The sequence below is a fragment of the Bacillus sp. JJ1562 genome (assembly GCF_036962705.1).
Lineage (GTDB): Bacteria > Bacillota > Bacilli > Bacillales > Bacillaceae_L > Ferdinandcohnia.
The window spans coordinates 2,201-27,745 of the sequence record NZ_JBALOQ010000056.1 but is presented as its reverse complement, the minus strand read 5'-3'; the positions used below and the strand labels follow the sequence as shown (position 1 = coordinate 27,745).

Annotated in this window: 28 protein-coding genes; 11 read left to right on the top strand and 17 right to left on the bottom strand. The window is 38.8% G+C overall.

Annotated features, from left to right (window positions below):
• The coding region (locus V7097_RS23570) for a hypothetical protein (protein ID WP_335706072.1) at window positions 1–218 on the top strand (218 nt) is incomplete at its 5' end.
• Window positions 219–234: 16 nt separating this feature from the next.
• Entirely contained in the window at window positions 235–1,311 is a 1,077-nt protein-coding gene (locus V7097_RS23565) for an FUSC family protein (RefSeq protein ID WP_335706071.1), read from the top strand.
• A gap of 58 nt (window positions 1,312–1,369) precedes the next feature.
• Here the strand turns inward: V7097_RS23565 and V7097_RS23560 are convergent, their stop codons facing one another.
• The 4 genes from V7097_RS23560 to nikC (V7097_RS23545) are packed head-to-tail and all read right to left on the bottom strand — an operon-like array spanning window position 1,370 to window position 5,263.
• Window positions 1,370–2,383 (bottom strand): ABC transporter ATP-binding protein, encoded by a 1,014-nt coding sequence (locus tag V7097_RS23560; protein ID WP_335706070.1) that lies wholly within the window; start codon window positions 2,381–2,383, stop codon window positions 1,370–1,372.
• Window positions 2,376–3,401, bottom strand: a complete 1,026-nt coding sequence (locus V7097_RS23555) for an ABC transporter ATP-binding protein (protein WP_335706069.1) — start codon at window positions 3,399–3,401, stop codon at window positions 2,376–2,378. Before V7097_RS23555 ends, V7097_RS23560 begins: the two co-directional genes overlap by 8 nt.
• 19 nt (window positions 3,402–3,420) lie before the next feature.
• Window positions 3,421–4,344: an ABC transporter permease gene (locus V7097_RS23550; protein ID WP_335706068.1), complete on the bottom strand. Its 924-nt coding sequence runs from the start codon at window positions 4,342–4,344 to the stop codon at window positions 3,421–3,423.
• A gap of 22 nt (window positions 4,345–4,366) precedes the next feature.
• Entirely contained in the window at window positions 4,367–5,263 is an 897-nt protein-coding gene (gene nikC / locus V7097_RS23545) for a nickel transporter permease (protein WP_335706067.1), read from the bottom strand.
• A 345-nt stretch (window positions 5,264–5,608) separates the two neighbouring features.
• Here nikC (V7097_RS23545) and V7097_RS23540 point away from each other — a divergent pair, with 345 nt between their 5' ends.
• A complete protein-coding gene (locus tag V7097_RS23540; RefSeq protein WP_335706066.1) occupies window positions 5,609–7,186 on the top strand; it encodes a glutathione ABC transporter substrate-binding protein in 1,578 nt (525 codons plus the stop codon).
• Between the two features lie 92 nt (window positions 7,187–7,278).
• Here V7097_RS23540 and V7097_RS23535 read toward each other — a convergent pair whose 3' ends face one another.
• The 10 genes from V7097_RS23535 to V7097_RS23490 form a co-directional block, all read right to left on the bottom strand.
• Window positions 7,279–7,725: a hypothetical protein gene (locus V7097_RS23535; RefSeq protein ID WP_335706065.1), complete on the bottom strand. Its 447-nt coding sequence runs from the start codon at window positions 7,723–7,725 to the stop codon at window positions 7,279–7,281.
• 432 nt (window positions 7,726–8,157) lie between these two features.
• Window positions 8,158–9,048, bottom strand: coding sequence for a nickel transporter permease (nikC, locus tag V7097_RS23530; protein ID WP_335706064.1), 891 nt, complete (start codon window positions 9,046–9,048; stop codon window positions 8,158–8,160).
• Between the two features lie 19 nt (window positions 9,049–9,067).
• Window positions 9,068–10,072, bottom strand: coding sequence for an ABC transporter permease (locus tag V7097_RS23525; protein ID WP_335706063.1), 1,005 nt, complete (start codon window positions 10,070–10,072; stop codon window positions 9,068–9,070).
• A 76-nt stretch (window positions 10,073–10,148) separates the two neighbouring features.
• Complete coding sequence (locus V7097_RS23520) at window positions 10,149–11,783, bottom strand: ABC transporter substrate-binding protein (RefSeq protein ID WP_335706062.1); 1,635 nt, start codon at window positions 11,781–11,783, stop codon at window positions 10,149–10,151.
• A gap of 46 nt (window positions 11,784–11,829) precedes the next feature.
• The gene (locus V7097_RS23515) at window positions 11,830–12,795 is read right to left on the bottom strand and encodes an ABC transporter ATP-binding protein (protein ID WP_335706061.1); all 966 of its coding nucleotides are present in this window, start codon (window positions 12,793–12,795) and stop codon (window positions 11,830–11,832) included.
• Window positions 12,767–13,783, bottom strand: coding sequence for an ABC transporter ATP-binding protein (locus V7097_RS23510; RefSeq protein WP_335706060.1), 1,017 nt, complete (start codon window positions 13,781–13,783; stop codon window positions 12,767–12,769). The genes V7097_RS23515 and V7097_RS23510 overlap by 29 nt, the downstream gene beginning before the upstream one ends.
• 215 nt (window positions 13,784–13,998) lie before the next feature.
• A complete protein-coding gene (locus V7097_RS23505; protein WP_335706059.1) occupies window positions 13,999–15,750 on the bottom strand; it encodes an ABC transporter ATP-binding protein in 1,752 nt (583 codons plus the stop codon).
• 88 nt (window positions 15,751–15,838) lie between these two features.
• Window positions 15,839–16,369 carry a nucleoside tri-diphosphate phosphatase gene (gene ntdP / locus V7097_RS23500; RefSeq protein ID WP_335706058.1) on the bottom strand — a complete coding sequence of 177 codons (531 nt, stop codon included), beginning with the start codon at window positions 16,367–16,369 and terminating at the stop codon, window positions 15,839–15,841.
• 351 nt (window positions 16,370–16,720) lie between these two features.
• On the bottom strand, window positions 16,721–16,975 hold the full coding sequence (locus V7097_RS23495; protein ID WP_335706057.1) for a YgaB family protein: 255 nt from the start codon (window positions 16,973–16,975) through the stop codon (window positions 16,721–16,723).
• 653 nt (window positions 16,976–17,628) lie between these two features.
• Entirely contained in the window at window positions 17,629–17,886 is a 258-nt protein-coding gene (locus tag V7097_RS23490; RefSeq protein WP_335706056.1) for a gamma-type small acid-soluble spore protein, read from the bottom strand.
• A 143-nt stretch (window positions 17,887–18,029) separates the two neighbouring features.
• Between V7097_RS23490 and V7097_RS23485 the strand changes: the two genes are divergently transcribed.
• Window positions 18,030–18,251 carry a cytosolic protein gene (locus V7097_RS23485; RefSeq protein ID WP_335706055.1) on the top strand — a complete coding sequence of 74 codons (222 nt, stop codon included), beginning with the start codon at window positions 18,030–18,032 and terminating at the stop codon, window positions 18,249–18,251.
• Between the two features lie 151 nt (window positions 18,252–18,402).
• Here the strand turns inward: V7097_RS23485 and mutY are convergent, their stop codons facing one another.
• Window positions 18,403–19,482: an A/G-specific adenine glycosylase gene (gene mutY, locus V7097_RS23480; RefSeq protein WP_335706054.1), complete on the bottom strand. Its 1,080-nt coding sequence runs from the start codon at window positions 19,480–19,482 to the stop codon at window positions 18,403–18,405.
• A gap of 229 nt (window positions 19,483–19,711) precedes the next feature.
• On the opposite strand from mutY, the gene V7097_RS23475 reads away from it, so the two are divergent.
• The 3 genes from V7097_RS23475 to V7097_RS23465 all read left to right on the top strand — a co-directional run bounded on the left by V7097_RS23475 (window position 19,712) and on the right by V7097_RS23465 (window position 21,453).
• Window positions 19,712–20,695, top strand: a complete 984-nt coding sequence (locus V7097_RS23475; protein ID WP_335706053.1) for a metal-dependent hydrolase — start codon at window positions 19,712–19,714, stop codon at window positions 20,693–20,695.
• Between the two features lie 331 nt (window positions 20,696–21,026).
• Window positions 21,027–21,185 carry a small, acid-soluble spore protein K gene (locus V7097_RS23470; RefSeq protein WP_335706052.1) on the top strand — a complete coding sequence of 53 codons (159 nt, stop codon included), beginning with the start codon at window positions 21,027–21,029 and terminating at the stop codon, window positions 21,183–21,185.
• A gap of 115 nt (window positions 21,186–21,300) precedes the next feature.
• A complete protein-coding gene (locus tag V7097_RS23465) occupies window positions 21,301–21,453 on the top strand; it encodes a YpzG family protein (RefSeq protein ID WP_116354056.1) in 153 nt (50 codons plus the stop codon).
• 35 nt (window positions 21,454–21,488) lie between these two features.
• Here the strand turns inward: V7097_RS23465 and V7097_RS23460 are convergent, their stop codons facing one another.
• Both V7097_RS23460 and recX read right to left on the bottom strand, forming a co-directional pair.
• Window positions 21,489–21,806: a YfhH family protein gene (locus V7097_RS23460; protein ID WP_335706051.1), complete on the bottom strand. Its 318-nt coding sequence runs from the start codon at window positions 21,804–21,806 to the stop codon at window positions 21,489–21,491.
• A gap of 2 nt (window positions 21,807–21,808) precedes the next feature.
• On the bottom strand, window positions 21,809–22,630 hold the full coding sequence (gene recX / locus V7097_RS23455; RefSeq protein ID WP_335706050.1) for a recombination regulator RecX: 822 nt from the start codon (window positions 22,628–22,630) through the stop codon (window positions 21,809–21,811).
• Window positions 22,631–22,728: 98 nt separating this feature from the next.
• Here recX and V7097_RS23450 point away from each other — a divergent pair, with 98 nt between their 5' ends.
• The 4 genes from V7097_RS23450 to V7097_RS23435 all read left to right on the top strand — a co-directional run bounded on the left by V7097_RS23450 (window position 22,729) and on the right by V7097_RS23435 (window position 25,037).
• Window positions 22,729–23,637, top strand: coding sequence for a TIGR01777 family oxidoreductase (locus V7097_RS23450; RefSeq protein WP_335706049.1), 909 nt, complete (start codon window positions 22,729–22,731; stop codon window positions 23,635–23,637).
• A gap of 328 nt (window positions 23,638–23,965) precedes the next feature.
• Window positions 23,966–24,523, top strand: a complete 558-nt coding sequence (locus V7097_RS23445) for a GNAT family N-acetyltransferase (RefSeq protein ID WP_335706048.1) — start codon at window positions 23,966–23,968, stop codon at window positions 24,521–24,523.
• Between the two features lie 91 nt (window positions 24,524–24,614).
• Complete coding sequence (locus V7097_RS23440) at window positions 24,615–24,734, top strand: YfhE family protein (RefSeq protein WP_335706047.1); 120 nt, start codon at window positions 24,615–24,617, stop codon at window positions 24,732–24,734.
• Between the two features lie 120 nt (window positions 24,735–24,854).
• Window positions 24,855–25,037 (top strand): YfhD family protein, encoded by a 183-nt coding sequence (locus V7097_RS23435; RefSeq protein WP_335706046.1) that lies wholly within the window; start codon window positions 24,855–24,857, stop codon window positions 25,035–25,037.
• Window positions 25,038–25,545: the final 508 nt, after the last annotated feature.

The following is a 25,545-nucleotide window of genomic DNA, read 5'->3' as shown; positions in this document are numbered from 1 at the left end:
CAATATTTGCGTCACGTCCGGCGGATTTGCTTCTTCATTTTAATATTTGCGTCGCGGCCGGCAGATTTGCGTCCCAAACAAAGGATTTCCGTCTTGGCAGCAGGCACATTTCAATTAGGACATGTTTCTCTTGCGATAAGCATAAAATCATTGTATTATACAGTATTGGTTTAGATTATGGAGAAAAGGCTAAGTATTATAAAACAGCTTTTTTATAGAAAGGATTCGTAAAAAATGAAATTTGGTGCCCGCATGTTAAAAACGGGAATTGCCATTACCCTTGCATTAATGTTAGCGAAGCTTTTAGACTTGCCTTCGCCGGTATTTGCTGGAATTGCTGCTGTTTTTGCAATACAACCTTCGATATACCGCTCTTACTTGACGGTTATTGAACAGGTACAAGCGAATGTTATTGGTGCATTCTTTGCCATATTATTTGGAATGTATTTTGGCAATAATGCATTTATCATTGGACTTACTGTCGTTCTTGTCATCGCAATTAACCTGAGGTTTAAGATGGAAAAGACGATCTCAGTCGCAATTGTGACTGTCATCGCGATTATGGAAAGTCCAAGTGAACAGTTTTTTGAATTTGCAAGCCTACGATTTCTAGCAATCTTATTGGGGATTTTATCCGCATTTTTGGTGAATCTCGTTTTTCTCCCACCTAAATATGAGAAAAAACTATATGATGCAATTGTCGAGCAATGTGAGGAAATCTTTAAATGGGTGCGTGTTAGTACAAGACATGCCTCTGAATATAATACGCTAAAAGATGACATCGATAAAATTAAGGAAAACATTATACAGATTGACCAGTTATTTCTCCTTTATAAAGAAGAACGGAATTATTTTAAAAAGGTAGAATATGAAAAGTCTAGAAAGCTTGTTTTATTTCGTCAAATGATTGTTTGTACAAATCGGGCGTTGGACACACTTAAAAGGCTGCATAGACATGAAAATGAGCTACAGGAATTGCCAATCCCATTTCAACAATTATTTGTAAAAGAAATTGATGATCTCCTTCATTCACACGAGCAAATATTATTAAAATTTGTTGGTAAGGTTAAAGTTCAGGCTCCAGAAGAGTTAAAGCAGGATTTTGCATTTGATCGAAAAAAGGTAATTGATACCTTGTTCGCGCAACAAAAGCCAACGGATGAAGAAGATGAAGAAACCTGGTATCACCTGATGACACTAGTGTCAGCTATCTTCGAATACTCGGAACAGCTCGAACGATTAGATACTTTGGTAGAAAGCTTTCAAAATTTCCATAACGAAGTGATTGTGGAAGATAAAGATAGAGAATAGAAAAAGGCGCCAAACGCATTATCCTATGCAATTGGCACCTTTTTTTATTTCGAAACTATTAATAAATTGTTTGAAGCTCCTTATAATCTACAACCCCATCCTCTACAAGATGGCAAGCAACTTGGTAGTTCTCCCCATGGACGCTATGCAGCTTTGGTTCTTCCGATTTGCATCGGTCCATCGCGTATGGACAGCGTGTATGGAAGCGACAACCAGTTGGTGGGTCGATTGGTGATGGAACATCACCTTTTAAAATAATTCTCTCTCTTTTTTGATCAATATTCGTGCTTGGAATAGCTGATAAAAGAGCTCGTGTATAAGGATGCTGCGGGTTTTCAAATAGTGATTTTTTGTCACCAATTTCCACAATTTTACCTAGATACATAACGATAATTCGGTCTGAAATATGGCGAACAACACCTAAATCATGTGAAATAAATAAATAAGTTAGGTTAAATTTGCGCTGTAAATCCTTCAATAGATTTAATACCTGTGCTTGAATTGACACGTCAAGTGCAGAAACTGCTTCATCACAAACAATCAATTTAGGGTCTACTGACAATGCCCTTGCGATCCCAATTCGTTGTCGTTGACCTCCACTGAATTCATGTGGATATCGATCAATTTGATGAGAACCAATTCCTACAGTCTCAAGTAATTCCTTAATCTTTTGGCGTCTTTCTTTAGGAGGAACAACATTTTGGATAGCTAACGCCTCCTCCAAAATCTGACTAACCGTTTGTCTTGGGTTCAGAGATGCATAGGGATCTTGGAAAATAATTTGCAGGTCTTTACGTTTTTTACGCATCTCAGCCTTGTTTAATGAGAGTAAATCTTTTCCTTCAAAGCTGATTTCTCCCGCAAATGGGTTATCTAACCGAAGAATAGCCCTGCCTGTCGTCGATTTTCCACAACCGGATTCCCCTACAATACTTACTGTCTCTCCTTCAAACACTGAAAAACTAATATCATCAACTGCTTTAACATGATTTACTGTACGACCAAAGACTCCACCTTTTATTGGGAAGTATTGCTTTAGGTTTTTTACTTCTAATAATGGCTGTTTACTCATGTCCCGCACCTACTTCCTCTTGCTTCTCCCAGTGTTCTGTATACATCCAACAACGAACTTGGTCACCAGCTTCATTCGAATCTAAGCTTGGTAACTGTGAATGGCAGATCTCTCTAGCATGCGGGCAACGTGGAGCAAATCTACAACCTTTTGGTAATTCAAATGGACTTGGTACAGAACCCTCGATAACAGCTAAATCCCCTTCAAGATCTTCATCATGCTTCGGAATCGAATTTAGTAAACCAACTGTATAAGGATGCTTTGGTTTTGTAAAAAGTGTTTTTACATCGGCATATTCGACTACCTTTCCACAATACATAACCGCAACCTTATCACACATCTCGGCAACAACACCAAGATCATGTGTAATCATCATTAAAGATGTGCCAAGTTCACTTTGTAATTTTTTGATCAGTTCGAGAATCTGTGCTTGAATGGTCACGTCTAGTGCCGTAGTCGGCTCATCTGCAATGAGTAATTCTGGATTACAAGATAACGCAATCGCGATCATTACACGTTGTCTCATACCACCTGATAATTCAAATGGGTATTGGGTAGCACGTTTTTCTGGCGATGGAATCCCTACTAATCGGAGCATTTCCACAGCCTTTTCCCATGCCTTTTTCTTATTTAATTTTTGATGAATCCGAATCGATTCAGCAATCTGTTCTCCACAAGTTAATGTGGGATTTAACGATGTCATTGGCTCTTGGAATATCATAGAGATATTATTTCCACGAATCCCCATCATTTCTTTCTTACTCTTATCTATTAGACTTTCACCTTTAAAAAGGATTTCACCGCCAACAATTTTACCTATAGGTTCTTGTAGGAGACGGAGAATAGATAATGAGGTAATACTCTTTCCTGATCCGGATTCCCCAACAATACCAATTGATTTCCCTTTTTCAATTGAAAAATCAACCCCATCAACAGCCTTAACTTCCCCTTCGTCTGTGAAGAATGATGTACGTAAATCCTTTACCTCAAGGATTTTTTCAGAATTTGATATAGTCATAATTTTCACCGCCCTGCTTTTAATTCAAGTCTATACGTTTGTTTATTAAACGATATGTTATGTCTACTAAGAAATTGACCATTACAAAAAGTACGGCACAGACAAGGATTGTGCCTTGAACCATTGGGAAATCATGCGCACGGATAGAATCGATAATGAGACGTCCTAAACCGTTAATTGCGAATACTGTTTCCGTTACGATCGCTCCACCTAATAAACCACCAAATTGTAAACCTACTACGGTCACAACTGGTATTAAGGCATTGCGGAGAGCATGTTTATAGATTACTAATTTATCACTTACACCCTTAGCATAAGCGGTACGAATATAATCTTGGTTAATTACTTCAAGCATACTGGAACGAGTCATCCGAGCAATAATTGCAGCTCCTCCGGTTCCTAGAGTGATTGCTGGTAAGATCATATGCTGCCAAGTTCCCCATCCAGCAACTGGTAATACGCCTAAATTTACTGCGAATAAATAGATTAATAGAATTCCAAGCCAAAAGTTCGGCATCGACAATCCAAATAATGCGGCCACCATGACCGAAACATCAATAAATGAGTATTTTCTTGTAGCTGAGATAATTCCAGCCACTAACCCAAATAGTACGGATAATGCAGTTCCAATAACAGCAAGCTGAACTGTAATGGCAAAACGCTGATCGAAAATTTCACTTACTACATCACGGTTCGTTCTGATAGATGTACCTAAATCACCTTGAACCGCATTTCCTATATAGCGAAAATACTGTATATGCAATGGATCATTTAGCCCTAGATTTTCACGCATTTGTTCGACTTGCGCCGGATCAGCACCTTCGCCAGCCATAATCCGAGCAGGGTCACCAGGGATTAAGTGCATCATTAGAAATACGGCTAATGTTACACCAATCATTACTGGTATAATCTGTAATAGTCTTCTAAGTGTATAAATCAACAATTATAATCACCATCCTTTTATGTTATTTATTTGACTTCGGATCAAATGCGTCTCTTAATCCGTCTCCAAATAAGTTAAATCCAACCACTACTAACAAGATTGCAATTCCTGGAAATAAAGTAAGATGTGGCGCGTATGAAACATACGAACGACCTTCACTTAGCATTGTTCCCCACTCTGGTGTAGGCGGTTTTGTACCCATTCCAAGGAATGATAGAGCACTTGCAGTAATAATAGCAGACGCTATGTAAAGTGTAGCTTGGACGATGATTGGTGAGACTATATTTGGAAGTATATGCTTAAATATGATCCTAAAATCAGTCGCTCCCATTGCTTTTATAGCATCAATATATTCTAATTTCTTAACAGTTAATGTTGACCCTCGAACAATTCTAGCAAAGGTTGGAACAGCAAAAAAGGCAACTGCAATAATAACATTGGTGGTACTTGCCCCTAAAACACTTACAATAGCTAACGCTAATAATATCCCTGGAAATGCTAGAAAAACATCACAAATTCTCATAATCAATGAATCTACCCATCTACCATAATATCCGGAGACAATACCTAGAATAATACCAACGAATGCTCCTAAAATTGTTGATAATATTCCAACAGTTAGTGATATTCTAGCTCCAAATAAAATACGACTAAAAATATCACGACCTAAATCATCTGTTCCTAGCCAGTGTTCAGATGAAGGTGTCTGTAATTTATTTTTTATATCTGGTAAATTGGGGTCATGCGGTGCAATTAACGGGGCGAAAATTGCGAGAATTACAAATAGCAAAACAATAATTGCGCCGGCAATAGCCGCCTTGTTCTTTGATAGCTTTTTATAGAATGAAGACCAACGTGTTGGTCTAGTCTTTTGAACCTCTACAAAAGCTCCATTAGGTTGAAGCTGTGGTGAACCCATTCCTTTCTCATCCTTTCAGTAAACATAAATTTTGTAGTTTACTATAATTATTATTTCCACATGTTTTTCTATCATATCAAATTATTTATTTTTGTTACAATAGTTTATTTTCAGTATATATTATTGATTTAACGGATTAAACTAGTAAAAAAAGGTATTCTATTATAAAAACTCTGAATATACAAAATAAGGGAGTTATTATATTTACATAATATGTTAGTTATATTGCAAATTTTGCAACTAGACAAAAATTCCAGAAACTTTAATATTGCATATTTCTGATTCTTTGATTAATATAGAAATTTGTAGGCTAAGCTTACAAACCATCAAAGGGGGAATACACAAATGAAGACAAAGAAGAATCTATTTCTTGTGCTATTACTATCAATGGTTCTAGCACTTGCTGCTTGTGGCAGTGATAAATCTTCAAAAGAAGATGAGAAAGGTAACACTGATGCACCTGCTGAAGCAACTGAAGGTGGAGATTTAGTATATGTTACACCTGCAGACGCACCAACTCTTGACCCACATGGGGTAAACGATACAGCATCAAATAATGCAACATCACAAATTTATGAGCGTCTAACGGATTATGCGGAAGACGGAAGTGTTATTCCGATGTTAGCTACTGAATTTTCAGCAGTTGATGACACTACTTGGGAATTTAAACTACGCGAAGGTGTAAAATTCCATGATGGAACCGACTTTAATGCTGAGGCTGTAAAAGCGTCACTTGATCGTATTTTAGATCCAGAATTTGCTTCTCCAAAAATCGTTGTTGTTAACATGATTTCATCGGTTGAAGTAGTCGATGAGTACACGGTTCACATTAAAACTGAAAAGCCATTTGCTCCACTTCCAGCTCACTTAGCTCATAACGCTGGTTCAATCATTGCTCCTTCAGCAATCGAAGAGGAAAATAATGGTGGTAAAACAGTAAGTGAAAACCCAATTGGAACAGGTCCTTTCAAACTTGAAAAATGGAATACTGGAGACAGCATTCAATTCGCAAAAAATCAAGATTATTGGGGCGAGAAAGCAAAGGCAGATACTCTAACATTTAAGGTTGTTCCTGACCAATCAACTCGTGTTGCAATGTTAGAAACAGGTGAAGCTCACGCATTGTTACTTGGTTCTTCAGACGTTGCACGTGTTGAAGCAATGCAAGGGATCGAGCTTGATCGAGTAAGCAGTACTCGTATGGACTACCTAGGATTTAACATGCAAAAGGCACCTTTCGATAACGAAAAGGTTCGACAAGCGATTGCAATGGCAATTAACAAAGAGGATATTGTTGATGGTATCTTAGATGGACAAGGACTTGCAGCGATTGGTCCTCTAGCTCCGACAGTTGTAGGTAACTCTCAGGAATTAGAACCACTAGCATATGATGTTGAAGAAGCTAAAAAATTATTAGCTGAAGCTGGATTTGAAGATGGTTTCAAAACAAGTCTTCAAGTAAACACAGGTAATGCAGAGCGTGAAAATATTGCAAAATTAATCCAAGCTCAATTAGCACCAATTGGAATTGAAGTTGAAATTGATCTTATTGAGTGGGGAACATTCCTAGAGAAGACAGCTGTTGGTGAACATGAGTTATTCATTCTAGGATGGACTACAGTTACTGGTGATGCAGATTACGGTTTGTATGCACTATTCCACTCTAGTATGTTTGGTGAAGCAGGTAACCGTGCTTTCTATAAGAATGATAGAGTTGATGAATTATTAGATCTAGCTCGTACTGAAGCTGACCAAGAAAAACGTAATGTGGCGTATAAAGAAATCTCTGAAATTCTAATTAAAGAATCTCCAATGGTTTACTTACAACACCCTGACTTCGTTCATGGTATGAATGGTATCGATGGTCTATTTGTAAACTCTAGTGGTACTCCATTCTTTAAAGATGTAGTAATTACAAAATAATAAGAAATGTTTGTAGCACCAAGAAGGCATTGCAATTTATGCAATGCCTTCTTATTATTTTAGTTCTATTAATATTTATAACAGTGAACCTTTTATAGTGCAATCGCCTTTTCTTCAAACCAATGCTTAAGCTCTTTCTTCAATTCTATGTTATCACCATTAGATAACCATTCTATATATATTTGCTCTTCTTTCCCATTACTCAATTTAATTATAATGATATCATTTACCTGAACGACTCGTTCTACCTTATCAAATTGAATCATTTTCCTTGGAATGAGATTTCCTCTGTATATTGATAAATAGCGGCCTTCAATTATCAGATAGTCCTTTGTGGGTAATTTGAAATAGTAAATCGCCCTATATATTCCAACAATGATTGATACTATCAAGATAAAACTTAATATCGGATTAGTAAAATCGCCTACCTCAAAGGTTAAAAAGGAGTAAACACTTAGAATAGTAATTGTTAAGACATATATTATTGCAAATATACTTTCCCTAATCCATCTCTTATTCGAAACAAACCTATAACCCATAAATTTGCCGCCTCCTTTAGCCTCAATAAAACATTAACATAATATTCCAACAAATATAAACCTTATTTAATTTTACTAAAATAAGTCATATTTTAAATATAATAATATCATTTACTTGAAAACGGACTATAAGCCATGGATTGTTGTTTTTGAATCATAGTACCCACCCACATTGAACTGATTCAACAATTATACAATGAAAAAAGGTAATAATTTCTCAAATTCAGAGAAATTATTACCTTTTTAACTATGTTGGTTGGATCAGAAGGCACGAGACTCTTGCGGAAAAAACGTGGCCAGTTGAGACCCCGCAGGGGTGTGGCGTCGAGGAGGGTCCCTGACCGCCCGCGGAGAGCTAGTGCCTGCCGCGGAAATCAACACCAACTTTAGAAAGGGACTTTTTCAGTGCCCTCAACATGAGTAAACTTTTTTTTATTGCTTCATTTTTGGGTCAAGTGCATCCCTTAATCCGTCACCCATTAAATTAAATCCAAGCACTGTCAACATGATTGCGATGCCCGGAAAAATCATTGTCCACGGAGCCTGCGTTAAGTAATTCTTTGAATCTGCAAGCATCTTTCCCCATTCAGGATTTGGTGGTTGTGCTCCCATCCCTAGAAAACCAAGTGCAGCAGCTTCGATGATGGCTGTCGCAATTGCCAGTGACGCCTGGACGATTATCGGTGCCATACTATTTGGCAAAATATGATGAAATAATATTCTCCGATCCTTCATCCCAACTGCCCTAGCGGCGGTTATATATTCCTCTTCCTTAACACTTAACACCCTCGATCGAATCAGCCTTCCGAAGTTTGGTACATTGATAATCGCAATGGCAATCAGTGCATTACGCAGTGATGGTCCAAGAATTGCAACAATTGCTAGTGCAAGTAAAATACTTGGGAATGCTAGTAAAATATCAAACATACGGCTAATTAAGTTATCCACCCACCTGCCATAATAGCCTGCAAGGATTCCTAGCAAGCTTCCAACAATTGCTGAACCCATTACCGCAAAGAAGCCAACCCGTAATGAAATTCTAGCCCCGTAGATGATTCTTGATAATATATCTCTTCCAAAATCATCCGTTCCAAGCCAATGTTCACTGGATGGCGGCTGAAGTCGGTTTGCTAGATTTTTATCATCAATTCCTTGAGGAGCGATGATCGGTGCAAAAATGGCAAGAAGGATAAAAAAGACAACAATACAAGTCCCGACAAGGGCTAGTTTATTTTTTCGAAAGCTGCGCCACGCTTCCCTCCATGGTGACACAGCTCCATCACTTTTCTTCAAAGGTAGTTCCGTTTGTGCTGACTCTGCCATTCTTTAACCTCCTTCCTTTTTAACGATATTTAATTCGCGGATCGATAACCGCATATAAAAGGTCTACGATTAAATTAATAAAAACAAAGAAGGTGGCAACCACTAATATACCTGACTGAATCACAGGGTAGTCGCGGTAATTGATGGCTTCATAAATATATCGTCCAATTCCAGGCCAGCCAAAAATGGTTTCAGTTAGGATCGCTCCTCCAAGCAATAAACCGGTTTGTAAACCGATGACCGTTAAAACAGGGATAACTGCATTTTTCAAGGAGTGCTTGTACACGACCCAAAACATTTTCACTCCCTTTGCACGTGCCGTTCGTACAAAGTCAGACCGCATCACCTCAAGCATACTTGAACGAGTAATCCGTGCGATTATTGCCATTGGAATAGTTGCTAGCGCGATACTTGGGAGAACTAAATGCTTTAAAACAGTTACAAATTGATCGGTTCTTCCGTTTATTAATGTATCGATTAAATAGAGGCTTGTGACCGATTCAACTGGGTCCCTTACGTTTTCCCTGCCCGTAGTTGGCAGTAAATCTAGTTGCAATGCAAACGCCCATTGCTCCATTAAACCTAACCAAAAAATCGGCATGGAGACTCCGATTAAGGCAAGAATCATCGCAATATAATCAAACCATGAATTTTGAAACCATGCGCTTATGATGCCTGCGTTAACTCCTATTACAATTGCAATAATCATCGCAACAATGGTTAACTCGATTGTTGCTGCTAGATATGGCCAAATCTCTTCACTTATTGCTGTCTTAGTCCGGATTGATTCCCCTAAATCTCCAGTCAATAGCCCCTTTATATACTCGAAATATTGTATGTACAATGGTTGGTCGAGACCAAGCTTTGTTGTAAGGGCTGCGATCGACTCCGCTGTAGCCCGCTGGCCAAGCATGATTTGCGCCGGATTTCCCGGGACTAGATGAATAATCGAAAAGACAACTAGAGTCATGCCGATTAACACGGGAATGACCATTCCAATTCTCCGTAATGTATATACGAACAAGGTTATCACCTCTTTTGTTTAAAGGGTTAGACGTTAAAGAGGAGCAATAATACTCCCCTTTAACAAGTCTCAAATCTTATTCAAACTCAACCTTTGTTAAAATATCCGAACCAGTTGGGTGTGGTAGTAATCCTTTAAGATTTTTCTTACCTGCCAATAATGGAGTTGAGTGTACAAGTGGTGCCCATGGAGAATCCTCATGGATGATTTCTTGTGCCTTTTTATATAATTCATTACGCTGCTCTTGATCAGGTATGGTTTGGGCTTCAATCAAAATATCGTGAAGCTCATCATTGCTGTAATATGAATAGTTATTGCTTCCAATGCTGTCCTTATCTAGTAATGTATAGATAAAGTTATCTGGGTCACCATTGTCCCCTGTCCAACCTAGCATATATGCATCGAATTCACCTTTAGCTGCTTGCTCTAAATACGTCCCCCAATCAACAGATTTAATTTCTGCCTTCACACCAATTTCCGCAAAGCTTGATTGAATGACTTCTGCCACCTTCATTCCATCAGGCATATAAGGACGTGGTACAGGCATTGCCCATAGATCCATTTCAAAGCCATCCGGATAGCCTGCTTCAGTTAATAATTCCTTCGCTTTATCTAAATCATATGGATATGGGTCAATCTCATCATTGTAGCCTTCTAATGATGGTGGAAGTGGATTTTTTGCAGGCTCTGCAAGTCCACCATAAAATGCTGCAATAATTCCCTCTTTATCAATGGCATGGTGAAGTGCTTGACGAACAAGTTTATTATCAAATGGTGGTCTAGTAACTGTAAAACCTAAGTACCCAACGTTCATAGAAGGACGCTCAAATGTTTGCAGGTCTGGATTTCCTTTGATTTGTTCAAGGTCAGATGGGTTCACTCCATCCATTAAATCAATTTCACCAGCAAGCAAGGCATTTAAGCGAGCTGAGTTTTCAGGGATTGATCTAAAAATAATCTTGTCTAGCTTCGGAAAGCCCTCAATCCAATAATCAGGATTCTTTTCTATCGTAATTCTGTCATTTTCTTTCCATTCTACAAATTTGAAGGGACCCGTACCTACTGGGTTCTTCATAAAATTATCACCAAATTTATCAAGCGCAGCCGGGCTTGCGATCCCAAAAGGAGACATAGCTAGGTTCTTTAAAAAAGGTGCCTGTGGACGATTTAATGTGAATTTTACAGTAAATTCGTCTTCGGCTTTTACTTCTTTAATCACATGGCCTTCATCCCCTTTAAATCCACCAAACATGGTGTAGTAAGGGAATTGCTCTTCATCTCCATTCATCCAACGCTCGAAATTCTTAACCACTGCGTCTGCATTAAAATCGGTGCCATCATGAAATTTAACACCTTCACGTAGCTTCAACGTATATTCGAGACCATCTTCGGAAGGAGTCCATTCAGTTGCCAATCCTGGGTGCAATGTTGTATCTTGATCTCCATAGTTAATTAACGTTTCGAAGATATTCACCGTGACTTTGTAGGTTTCTCCTTCGGTCGTTGAAATCGGGTCTAAAGACACAGAATCTCCACCACGCCCGAATACAAGCTCGGTTTGGACTTCTGCTGATGGTGTTTCTCCTGTTGGTTTTTCTCCCTCATTCGGACTTTCATTTCCTTTTTTACTTCCTCCGTTACAGCCGACTAAAGCTGTTGATACTAGGAGTAGGAATAGAAGTGAAAGTAGTATGCCTTTCCTCTTAAACAAAGAAATTCCCCCTTATAGCATTTTTTATCATGAATGCTGCAAGTCTCTAATAGAGATGACAGGCAACAAAATGACCTTCTTCTACTTCCTTAAACTCAGGGCGTGTCGTTTTGCAAATTTCCATGCAACTCCGACATCTTGTGTGAAACGCACATCCTGCAGGTGGATTGGATGGGCTTGGAATCTCCCCGGTAAATCCAACAGTCTCTTTTTTATAATCTGGATCAGGTATTGGTACCGCTTCCATTAATGCGACTGTATATGGATGAAGAGGCTTATTGTAAAGCTTCTCGCTATCTGTCAATTCTATGATTCTTCCTAAATACATAACGCCCACTCTATCACTTATATGCCGCACTACCCCTAAATCATGTGCAATAAATATATAGGTCAGGCCATATTTCTCTTGCAAATCCTCCATGAGGTTTAGCACCTGTGATTGAATCGATACATCTAGTGCAGAAACAGGCTCGTCTGCAATAATTAAGGATGGATTGGTCATTAATGCCTTTGCTATACCAATGCGTTGACGCTGCCCTCCACTAAATTGGTGCGGATATCGCTTTGCATGATAACTGCTTAAACCGACAACCTCTAGCATTTCTTGTACTCTACGTTTTCTTTCCTTTTTATCGCCAATCCCATGAACAATTAGGGGTTCCTCTAGTATTTTTTCGACTGTATGTCTTGGATTAAGGGAAGCATATGGATCCTGAAAAATGATTTGCATGTCACGCCTTAGCTTTCTCATCTCAGAGGTTGATAGATTCGTAACATCCTTCTCATTAAATAGAACCTGGCCTTCCGTTGGATCCAAAAGGCGTAAAATCAGTCTTCCTGTTGTGGACTTTCCACATCCACTTTCCCCAACGATCCCAAGTGTTTCACCCTTATTGACAAAAAAGGAAAGCCCGTCAACTGCCTTAACATCTCCTACCTTTTTTCCAAACACACCACCGTTAATCGGAAAATACTTTTTTAAATTAAGGACTTGTAGTAAAGGTCGTGTCATGATTGCTTTCCTCCCTTCCAATTTGTAAAAAGCAGCGAACTCGATGGCCCTTATCGTCAACATCGTAAAGCTCAGGATTTTCTGTAAAGCAGCGTTCAAACGCAAACTCACATCGTTCTGCGAAACGACATCCTTGTGTAATCAAACCTGGCTTTGGGACATTGCCAGGAATCGAATAAAGCCGCTCATTTTTATTGCGGATATCGGGAACTGATTTTAATAAGCCTTTCGTATATGGGTGCTTTGGATTTTTAAAAATGTCCGATACTTTCCCTTCCTCCACAATCTTTCCGGCATACATAACAGCTACTCGTTCACAAATTTGGGCAACGACACCTAAATCATGGGTGATCAGCATAATGGCCGTATTCATTTCATCATTCAATTCCTTCATCAGCTTTAAAATTTGTGATTGGATTGTTACATCCAAAGCAGTTGTTGGCTCATCGGCAATTAATAGTTTTGGGTTGCAGGCCATTGCCATTGCAATCATTACTCTTTGCCGCATGCCACCAGATAGTTGATGGGGGTATTCATTCATCAATTCTTCAGGGCGTGGAAGTCCGACCCGTTTCATGATTTCAATTGCTCTTGCACGAGATTTTTTCTTGTCCCATTTCATATGAATCTTAATTCCCTCTACCATCTGGTCACCAATCGTAAATAGAGGATTTAGGGATGTCATCGGCTCCTGAAATATCATTGCAATGTCATTCCCTCTGATTTGGCGCATCTGTTTCTCAGAAAAATGAACGAGATTTTGACCATTAAAAACTATTTCGCCTCCGACGATTCTCCCTGGAGGAGTAGGAACTAGTCCCATTATCGATAAAGATGTGACGCTTTTTCCGCAGCCTGATTCTCCGACTACTCCTAATATCTCGCCTTCGTTTATATGAAAGTCAATATGGTCAACTGCTGGTATTTCTCCTTCATCCGTAAAGAAGGAGGTACGGAGGCCCTTTACATCGATTATTTTTTCACCCATCAATCACACCTGCCTTTACAAGAAGTATTATTAAAAAGTTGTCTCAATTATTACCTCAATGTAAAAAAAGGCAACGAGATTCGAAGGAAATATTCTGCTAATATACGACAGCATTTCCCTGGAAATAGCAAAAAACATTTTTTCTGTTGTGAAATTTTTCTGATTAGAACATAAAAAAAGACACGGAATTTTGATTTCCGTGTCTTTTGACCTCTTTAATTGTCGAGCTGTTGAACCTGAAACAGATCGTAATAATGTCCTTTTTTGTTCATTAATTCTGCATGTGTTCCGATTTCTACAATTTCCCCATGTTCAATGAGGACAATTTTGTCGGCATGTGTAATGGTTGATAATCGGTGCGCGACGATGAAGGTTGTTCTATTTTTTGCAAGCACCTCTAGTGATTCCTGAATTAGATGCTCACTTTCAAGGTCCAATGCAGAAGTCGCTTCATCCCAAATTAGTAATGGTGGATTTTTTAAAAATACACGCGCAATTGCAATCCTTTGTTTTTGACCACCTGACAGCTTTACGCCTCTTTCCCCTACTTTTGTATCATAGCCTTTTGGGAGATTTCCAATAAACTCATGTGCATTTGCTGCTTTCGCTGCTTCAATAATTTCTTCATCACTTGCGCCTGGTTTACCAAGCAGAATATTATCTTTTACTGATTCACTGAACAAAAAGGTATCTTGATGTACCATTCCGATTTTATCACGGAGGCTTCTAGCCTTATAGGAGCGTATATCTGTCCCATCTAATAGAATCCTTCCTTCTGTCACATCATAAAACCTTGGAATTAAACTAACGAGTGTTGATTTTCCTCCACCACTCATGCCAACTAAGGCGACGGTTTCCCCGCTTTTAATATCTAAATTGATATTTTTCAATACGATTTGATCATCGTCATCATCCCCATATGAGAATGAGACATTTTCAAACTTCATATTCCCAGCTACATTTTTACATTCAACCGCATTTGGCCCGTCGACGATATCATATTTTTCATCGATAAATTCAAATACACGGTCCATTGACGCAAGTGCCTGTGTTAATGTTGTCGAAGAGTTCACGAGTCGTCTTAACGGATTATAGAGTCGGTCTATATAGGCAACGAACGCAACTAACGTACCGACTGTTAGATCCTCTTGAATTACCTGATATCCAGCAAACCCAATCACAAGAAGAGGAGCGATATCGGTAATTGTATTTACGACTGCAAAGGTCTTCGCATTCCAGTTTGTATGGTCTAATGCCTTCTGGAGAAAATTGCTGTTTTGCTTGTCAAAAAGCTTTTGTTCATGGTCTTCAATCGCAAAGCTTCGGATAACAGGAATCCCTTGGACCCGTTCATGAAGATATCCCTGAACCTCTGCTAACGCCTGGGAGCGAGCCCGTGTAAGATTGCGTAGCCTTCCATAAAAATACTTAATTGAAAATCCATAGAGTGGGAATAGAATAATCGACACAATCGTTAATGGAATATCTAGTGTCAGCATAATCCCAATTGCGATAACGATGGTAAAAAGATCGAGCCACAAGTTCATCAAACCGGTTATAACAAAGGTTTTCGTTTGTTCGACATCATGAATAACCCTTGAAATCACTTCCCCCGCTCTTGTGTTGGCATAATACCGAAGACTCAGCTTTTGAATATGGTCAAAAAGCTGGTCCCGAATATCATAAAGAATTTTACTGCCGACCCATTGTGCATAATATTGACGATAGTATTCAACAGGTGGTCGCAGTACAAGAAAAATGAAAAGCATGATTCCCATTGCTAGAAAAAGCTTTGAGAGCTTTTCATCCTGCGCTAAATCTGCTGCGATGACATCATCCAATACATATTTCAGCAATAATGGAGTGAGCATCGGAATTGAAAATTTAACAATACCAATGATAATCGTAATAAAAATTTGAAACCGGTATGGCTTCACGAATTTCATATAACGTCTAGTACTCCCCAAACCCCTGACCTTCCTTCATGTTGTATTGCTTTAAAAATTTGAAAACCTGTTGCTAGTTTCAACAGGTTTAAGTGAAAATGTGAAATTCTTAACTTCGATAGGTTAAGTAGCGCTCATACCAGATATCAATAAAATCTGGTGCGAATGGACCTTTTCGTCCACGAATCCATTGGATAAGCTTGTCTACATTATTTTTTAAAATCATATCGATTACATCAGGATAATTCATTTCACGTCGATGTTTTTCATACTCATCCTCGTCTAATAGGATAAATGTCATATCCGGAAATACCTTAATATCCAAATCATAATCAATATATTTTAATGCTTCGTCATCGGAAATGAATGGTGAACTGATATTGCAATAGTAATACACTCCATCTTCACGAATCATCCCGATAATATTAAACCAATGGCGCGCATGAAAATAACATATAGCCGGTTCACGTGTAATCCAAGTACGACCGTCGGATTCTGTCACGGTTGTGCGATCATTCCCGCCAATTACAAGGCTCTGTGTTCCTTTTAGCACTCTCGTTTCTTCCCAAACACGGTGAATATGGCCATTATGTTTATAGCTATGGATTTGTATTTTGTCTCCTTCCATGGGAATACCCATTCTCTCTCCCTACTTTCACTTTTGGGCAGCTTTGTCTTATACATTTCAAAATTTTTACAAAATCTGATGTAGTTTTTGTGCTTTATACAAAAGGTTAATGTGAAAACTCCCATATCGAAAGTATAAAAACAAAGAAAAACCTTTTTCTATTATTATAACGGTTCAACTAGTATTTTAAAACAAAAGAGCCATCGGAAATTTTCGATGACTCCTTTACTCTAAGCAAATACGCCTTGGCGTATTTGCGCCCAGATTTTTTCGAGCATGCTCGAAAAGCTTCCTTTTAAGATCTGTGGCATCCGCCGGAGGCGTTAAATTATTCAGTTGGGCTATAGTCCCGACTGAATAATTTTACACAGTTTGATGCATTTTGCCCTGATAGGATTGGATGACTTCTTCGGTTTGTTTTTGGAATAAGTCATGAATTTGCACAAGTTCTTCCTGCATACGCTTAATCTCTTCTTGTATCGTTTCGAGCTCTGTTTCTTTTTGAAGTTCTAAAATTTGAGTCTCAAGTTCCTGGCATCTTTCAATTTCGGATTGAATGAAAAGGAGCTTATCCATTGTTTTTAACTGTTCACCAACAAGGTCATTAAAATTGCTCATCTTGATATCCTCCTAATTGTCCATCAAATGCGCCTTGGCGTATTTGCGCCCGATTTTTTTCGAGCACTTGCTCGAAAAATTTCCTCTGAAAAATCGTGGCATCCGCCGGAGGCTTCAACTTTATTCTTCTGGGTTAAAACCACGGAAGAATAAAGTTGAACCATCATTATTGTTATAACCTATTATTTCTGTAAATAGACTCAATTTCCTTTGTCTTTGTATGTAGAGAAATAGGAGGTTTTGTCAAATCTAGTTTATGAAAGACTTTTCGGGGGTGCTTTCTGTTCGGAACGTACTTCATTCAGCTTATGAAAGATTTTTTGGGAGTGTTTTCTGTTCGGAATGTACTTCATACAGCTTATGAAAGACTTTTCGAGAGTGTTTTCTGTTCGGAATGTACTTCATACAGCTTATGAAAGACTTTTCGGGAGTGCTTTCTGTTCGGAATGTACTTCATACAACTTATGAAAGACTTTTTGGGAGTGCTTTCTATTCGGAATGGCCTTCATCCGGCTTATGAAATACTTTTCGACCCAGATCTCGCATCCTAATGTCCTTCATCCGAATTTCAACTAAACGTCCGAAAATGAAAAACACTTCCATTGAATGAACTGGAAGTGTTTTTGTATTAAGTATTAAATATCTTGTTTATGTTAGCCTTGTCCTTTGTTAGACTGAGACTGTTGGTTTTGTTGTCTTACTTCTTGAGCGTTTGTTTCGCTTCCAAACTCAGTACCGAATTGACCAGCACTACCTTGAGATTGAGCGTTTTGTTGTCTTACTTCTTGAGCATTTGTTTCGCTAGCAAACTCAGTACCGAATTGACCAGCACCACCTTGAGATTGAGCGTTTTGTTGTGCAACTTGCTGAATATTTGTTCCAGCTGAAGATTTGTTTGGTTGTTTAGCCATTGTTATCACCTCCACGACCATTAATTTGTCCAAGAAGCAAATTTAATATCCAAAAAAATATTATGATTTTAGAGGATAATTTTTCATCAATTGGATAATATTATTAATTGAACAAATTGAATATTTAAGGAGGGTAATTGAAGATGTATGCTGGCCGTGACATGACTCATTTATCAATGATCCCAAAAAATGAATGGAAGGAAAGCGAGCTTGCTTTTTTCCACCATTCCTTTCAACAAATTGTTCCATATTTAAATACGGAGGGTCAATCCCTTCACCGCGAAATTGTCCAAGAAATTGAAGCCAGAGGCGGTTTCCATCGTAACCATGACTATAAGAGTGATATTAGGTTGTCGTATGACTAAAAGAAAAGCGCAAGGCGTCCTTCTATCGGCGACAAGCACAAGGCAAGCGCTGACAGAAGGCGCATTTTGCCTTCAGAAGTGATTGGCTTAGACAAGAGAGCCGTTGGCGCATGGAGCCAGACATTAACGTATGAACAAAAAAGGAGCTTTCTCACCTGTGGAGAAAGCTTTTTAATATTTTTTGATGGGAAACTGGGAATGTAAACTCCTCCAATTCCTCTAAACTAACAAGTTTTAAATCGTCTTTTTCATCCATGGAGCCTTCTATATGCCCTTCAAAAACAGTGATATTCCATATTAAATGGGAAAACACATGCTGAATGGTTGTATATGCTTGTCCAATTTTTGCATCGACTTCATATTCCATTTTTATAAATTCACTAAGCTGTTCCTTTGGAGCTTGAAGGTCTAATATCGTTTCGTGGTTTGGAAACTCCCATAGATTTGCTAAAAGTCCTTTTTCTGGACGTTTATGAATTAAAAATCGTCCCTCTTTGTCCTGAAGAACTACTGCTGCCATTGAAACGGCGGTGGGGGCCTTTTTCTTACTTTTTACAGGGAGTTCTTTTTGGACACCCTCTGCATAAGCTCTGCAATGCTCCCGAACCGGACATAATAAGCACGCCGGGTTTCCAGGAACACAAATTAATGCTCCTAATTCCATTAACGCCTGATTAAAAGCAGATGGATTTTCTTTTGAAATTATTTCTCTAACAATGGCTTCAAACAGTTGACGGGTTTTGGGTTTAGCGATATCATCCCAAACGGATATTATCCTAGAAAGAACACGCATCACGTTGCCGTCGACGGCAGGCTCTGGAATTCCATATGCAATGCTTAGTATGGCACCAGTTGTATAGGGTCCGACACCTTTTAGACTTGAAATTTCCCGGGGGGTATTTGGAACCTTGCCATCATATGTTTCTGCTACTTCTTTAACTGCTGCATGAAGGTTTCTCACTCGAGAGTAGTAGCCCAAGCCTTCCCAAGCCTTGAGTACTTTTTCTTGTTCGGCTTCAGCAAGAGCCTCGATTGTCGGAAACTTAGAAACGAAATTCTCAAAGTATGGAATTACAGTATCGACTCTAGTTTGCTGGAGCATGATTTCAGAAACCCATACTTTATATGGATCCTGATCCTGCCTCCAAGGAAGATCCCTTTGTTCTTTTTCAAACCACTCAATTAAATCCTTTTGAAAATCATTTATCGAAAAGTTTTCTAACATTTTCATTACTTTTTACCATTCCCTCTCCCAAGGTGTTATTATTAATCAAATACGCTTTGGCGTATTTGCGCCCAGATTTTTTCGAGCTTGTCTCGAAATGTTTCCTTTGAAAATCTGTGGCATCCGCCGGAGGCTTTATCAATATTCAGCTGAATATTGATAAAATAATTTATCTAAAAAATATGATTGTTGGTTACATTAATCTTAGGTACGTATGGAAAAGGAGGTCCCATTTTTGGATACAGGTACACATGTCGTTATGGGTCTAGCTCTAGGTGGCATTGCCACTCTTGACCCGGTTGTTACAGTTAACCCCGCTACTACTACAGCTGTTATCTTTGGAACGCTAATTGGTTCACAGGCACCAGACCTTGATACCATACTTAAATTGCGGAACAATGCTCATTATATAAAAAATCACCGTGGAATTACACATTCCATTCCGGCCGTGTTATTGTGGCCGATTTTAATCACAGGGGCTCTGTTTTTATTTTTCCCTGATGCAAATTTATTACATCTTTGGATGTGGACATTTATTGGTGTCATCCTCCATGTGTTTGTCGATATCTTTAATGCATATGGAACACAAGCATTACGTCCCTTTTCACATAAATGGGTAGCTCTAGGCGTCATCAATACATTTGATCCATTTATTTTCCTGATTCATCTAGCAGGGATTATTGTTTGGAAGCTTGGCTTACATCCGGGAATTACTTTCTTTTCGGTCTATGCCATCCTTTTTGTCTATTATATCATCCGGTTCCAAATGCGAAATAAGGTTGAAGCTGCAGTTCGGGCGAGACTCGATGACGATATCAAAGAAATCATCATTTCGCCAACCTATCGCTTTAATCAATGGCATATTGCTGTCGTGACTGAAAGATATTTTTATGTCGCACGCGCTAAAAATAATGAAATCATTATACACGATCAATTTGCAAAACGCCCTATTCCCGATACACCGGTTATTAATGCTGCTAGAAAAGATAAGAACTTGGCTGCATTTCTTCACTTCTCTCCTGTTTATCGCTGGGAAATCGACGAGTATGATGACCATTACGAGGTACGTTTTATTGATCTTCGTTATCGTAGCAAAGGACATTATCCATTTGTCGCGGTCGTTCAGTTGGACCTTGATTTAAACATTATAACATCCTATACAGGCTGGATTTTTAGTGAAGAAAAGCTTCGTAAAAAACTGGAGCTCATTCCAAGCTAACCAATTTTCCCCATAACAAACTTTGTTAACTTTATTCAGCGGAAGTCCCCTACTTTAATATGGTAGGGGATACTTTTTTTGTGCTCCCAACATTGACTGAATGTTAAAGCCTCCGGCGGATGCCACAGATTTTCAAAGGAAACTTTTCGAGCATGCTCGAAAAAATCTGGGCGCAAATACGCCAGTGCGTATTTGATTATGATTTCCATTAATTCACGTTGTCCATTTTACATGTTAAGAAGGGAAGTTCTCCATACTAGTAATACGTGTTTAAAGGCGTGAAATCCCTTTTTACACGATGTCCAATTTTGCTTTTATAGGAGGTATTCGCATGCGGAACAAAGAACGAGGATTCCCAAATCAAAATAGCAATAAATTTGAGGGTGAACCTAGAGCAAAGGCAGAATACGCTTCAAAAAGAGCAGATGGTTCCATTAACACACATCCACAGGAGCGAATGAAGGCTTCAAGTGAACGAACCGATTTTTAAAACAGTAATTTTTAAGATCAAAGACTAAGAACGCCACATCCTGATGTCTTCGTCTTTGTGACCCACATCGTGTGGGCCTAAAAATCGAATCGAGTACAACTTGGAGGTGCGTGTAATGGGTAAAAAAGGTTATAAACGAAATGAATACAACAATCCTTTCCAACAAGCATGGGCTAATCCGAAACATGCGTGGGCACAAGTGAATGGAGAAACAAGACTGACCCAAAACCTCATCATATTAGAGCGTGAGACTAGAAAACGCTCCTAATAAGAAAAACCAGAGAGATCTCCCTCTCTGGTTTTTTACTCTCTAATCAATAATGAAATCGGTAATGCCTCTTCTGTGTCCTCTTGCCCGATACGATGACCCCAAGCAAATACTCCGTTTATATAGTTAATTTTAAAATGACTTCCAGGATCGCCATCAATTTCATATGTTTCACCTTGTTTAAAATCCTTAGGATTAAGCATATACGCCTTTGCCATCGATGCTTTTCGCTCAAGTACAGCAAGCTCATTTACAATCCCGAGCTGTTCTGCTTTTCGTGCCTGTTCTTTTAGATGAGCGATTTCCTGTCTTAATTCAAATTCTGTCATTTGGCTATATCGTTTTTCTTGCATCTTTAGTTCTCTCCATCCTTTATGTATTCGATGAATTTGTCAATCATATCTAAGTCAAAGCCTTTTCGAAAAAGGGCTTGCTTCATCTTTTGTTCATATTCCCATCCATCCAATTTTTCATATTTACGATGGGCTTTTATACCATGATGCTGGAGAGCTTCCCACTCTTCATCAGTATCCTTCTCGGTTGATGCTTCTTCCATGGCGATTTGGATTACATCCCATGTATACCCTTTCCTTTGAAGGGTTTGCTCAAGCTTTTGTTTCGTTTGGCGCTCTGAAACTTTATTGTTTTTTGGCATTGTTTTTGCAATCAACTTAATCGCTTTTTCGATTTGCTCGTCCAACGTAAAAAGCGCAAGACTTTGCATTAGTATGTCCTGTTCAATTCCTTTTTCAAATAATTCTTGTTTGATAACCTCAGGACCCTTTGATGTTGTATTGATTTGCGTTTGAACATATGCCTTTGCAAAATCCTCGTCATTTATATATTTGTATTCAGCAAGCTTATGAATCACATCTGGAATAATTGGGTCATCTACTTCTTTTTTCTTAAGATAATCGATGACTTCCTTCTTCGATCGCATTCTATATGATAAAAAATTCAGCGCTAAATTAAAGGCCTTCTTTACTTCATCTTCAAATTGGATTTCCGTAATATCAAGATCGTCCAGTTCCATTCCTTTTTTCAGCTGAAAGGAAATTAATATATCTAGATCAACGCTAAAGGCATATTCCTCGCCCTTGCCTTTCCCGTAATCAAGAAATATATTAAATCGTTCTGTGTTTTTCTTTTGAGTTGTGATTTTCGCTATTATCGCCATATGATAACACCTCACTTTAATAGTAGCACAAGATTTTTGAAGGATATATGGAAAACTTATTGAATTATGTAGGAAAAGAGATGGAAAGGACGAAAAGCATGAAGATTGCAATTGCAGGTGGAACAGGCTTTGTCGGGAAAAAGCTAACGGATTATCTTTTAGGTCAAAATCATGAGGTGTTTATTTTAACGAGAAATGCAGCCAAAACAAGTCATCACTCCAGTCTCCATTTTGTAGAGTGGCTAAAGACAAATAGCACTCCGGAAATTGAGCTTCAGGATGTTGATGCAATCATTAACCTGGCGGGAGAATCGTTGAACAGTGGGAGATGGACGGAAGCTCGTAAAAAACGAATTTTAGAAAGCCGATTGATCGCTACAAAGGAAATAGTACGCATTATCACTTCGTTGCCGAAAAAACCGAAAGTGTTATTGAATGCAAGTGCAATCGGAATTTATGGAACCTCTGAGCGCGACACCTTTACGGAAGAAGTTGCTCAGATTGGAAATGACTTTCTCGCGAATACGGTTTCTGCCTGGGAGCAGGAAGCTAACAAAGCTGCTGACCTGGGTGTTCGGACTTGTTACTTTCGACTTGGAGTTGTGCTAGGGGATGATGGTGGTGCCCTAACACGTATGGTTCTTCCTTATAAGTTTTTCATCGGCGGTACGATTGGTTCTGGAAAGCAGTGGCTGTCTTGGATTCATATTGATGATGTGATTCAAGGGATTGATTTTCTTTTACATCACGAAACCGTGAGTGGACCTGTTAATTTCACTGCACCAAATCCAATGAGAATGAAGGAGTTTGGTCAAACTACTGGAATCGTTCTTAATCGTCCTCATTGGCTCCCAGTACCCAGATTTGCCCTACAGCTTTTACTCGGAGAAATGAGTGTTTTAGTGTTGGAAGGACAAAAAGTAATACCGAAAAAACTAGTAGAACATGGTTTTACTTTTACTTATGTGACTGCTGAAAAGGCTTTGAGTAACATCTTTAAAAGATAATTCGACATAATGCCTCACATTTCTGCAGAAAAGTCGAAATTTCCAATAATTTGATACAAAAATTTCACAAAAAACCTATTTATTTTTACAAAAGATTCAAGTATGATACCTAAAGTGAAGTAAAAAAATTAACTTACAAAATCAAATACACAACTTAAAATTGGCCAACGCAAAATGGCTAACTTTAGGGAAGGCAAATGGTGCGCCACCAGTTTCACTGGTTCTAGTGGGTTCGATTCCCACCCCGAAATTTTTTAATAACACAAAAAATTTCGAGGGTGGATCCGATACCACAGGTCCGGTCTGTCCTCATTTGGAGGGGAAACTGATGCTAAAAAAACGTGAACTTCAAGATAGTCAAGCTCTTTATGACTTAATGGTGCACCCGGATGTCTTTCCTTTTGTGCGTCATAAGGCATATTCTTATGAAGAGTTTTTATTTTTAACAAAGCAAACGATTGAGGCAGAAGAGCGAGGTGAACTGATTTCACGTACCATTTTAGATGAATGGGGCTCTCCAATCGGTACTATTAATTTATTCGATGTCAATGACAATGCTGGTTTCCTTGGAACTTGGCTTGGAAAACCATTTCACGGCAAAGGCTACAACCAACCCGCTAAGGACGCATTCTTTGCTGAACTCTTTTTTGAACTTGGGATTGAAACGATTTTTATGAGAGTTCGTAAAAACAATAATCGCTCCATGATGGCCGTTCAAAAACTTCCATATGTAACCTTCGCCAATGAAACTCGAAAGTCTTTGCTTGACCAGTTAAATGCAGATGGGGATGTTTACAATCTTTTTGAAGTTTCTAAGGATTTATATACACTACACACTTTACGTGTTGGACATATCGTAGAGGAAGAACATTTGAAAGAAGCTTAAATCCGAACCCGTTTTTTAACGGGTTTTTTGTTTGGATTTTTTTGGATTGGATAAAATAATACTACATTACTTAGAAAGTGAGGTAACTTTAATGGCAAAGGAAAAAAAGCGTGAAAATAAGTCTAAAAGTTCATTAAGCAGCATGCAGGAGGTTACATATTCTAGGGATTTCAAAATGGCAGATCGTGCAGCCGGATATACGAAAAAGTAAAATCTCCAATTGTTTTTTACATACAATTTTCCACTTATGATGTCTGTTATGAAGGTCATCCTATAATTGAGTAGGTTGCCGTTAGCGGCCTCTCCATTATTTTTCGGGATGGTGTTGATAATGGGACGTTCAAGGGGACAAAAATCACGAGATAAAAACAAAGGGAGCTTACCACAGGTTCCTAAAAACATGAAATCAGATGGAATTGATGTCGAGTTCTCACGTGAACTTGCTGACCAGGATGATTTAGAGGCATTAGCACGCTCTAATGCGGCTGACGCTAGAGCGAAAAAAAAGAAATAGGTTATGACAAACCAGAGGGAGACATATTCCCACTGGTTTGTTTGTGTAATGAAGGATATCTTGACCAAAAACCTGTTTTACTTTGTTTGCACGCTTACTTTTTTTTCAGACTGGCGCATTGTTCTACTTTCTTTTTTTGAATCAATTCTGCATTTGAACTCTAAGTCCTTGTTTTTTCTTGCCTTTGTCCCAATCTGTCTTGCATTCGGGCTTTCAGACCTAGTTTTTCTTGCCACTGTTCAATTTACGTGTTCATTCTGACTAGAGACCCTGGTTTCTTCCTCCCTCGGTCACAATGACGGCACCTTTCCGACTCCACGACCTTGTTTCCCCTTCACTCTGTCACAATCACGGCACCATTCGGACTCCACGACCTTGTTTCTCCTTCCCTCTGTCACAATCACTGCGCCATTCGGACATCATGATCTGGTTTTCCCTTTCCTCTGTCCGAATCTCTGCATCCTTCGGACTCCACGACCTCGTTTCCCCTTCACTCTGTCACAATCAC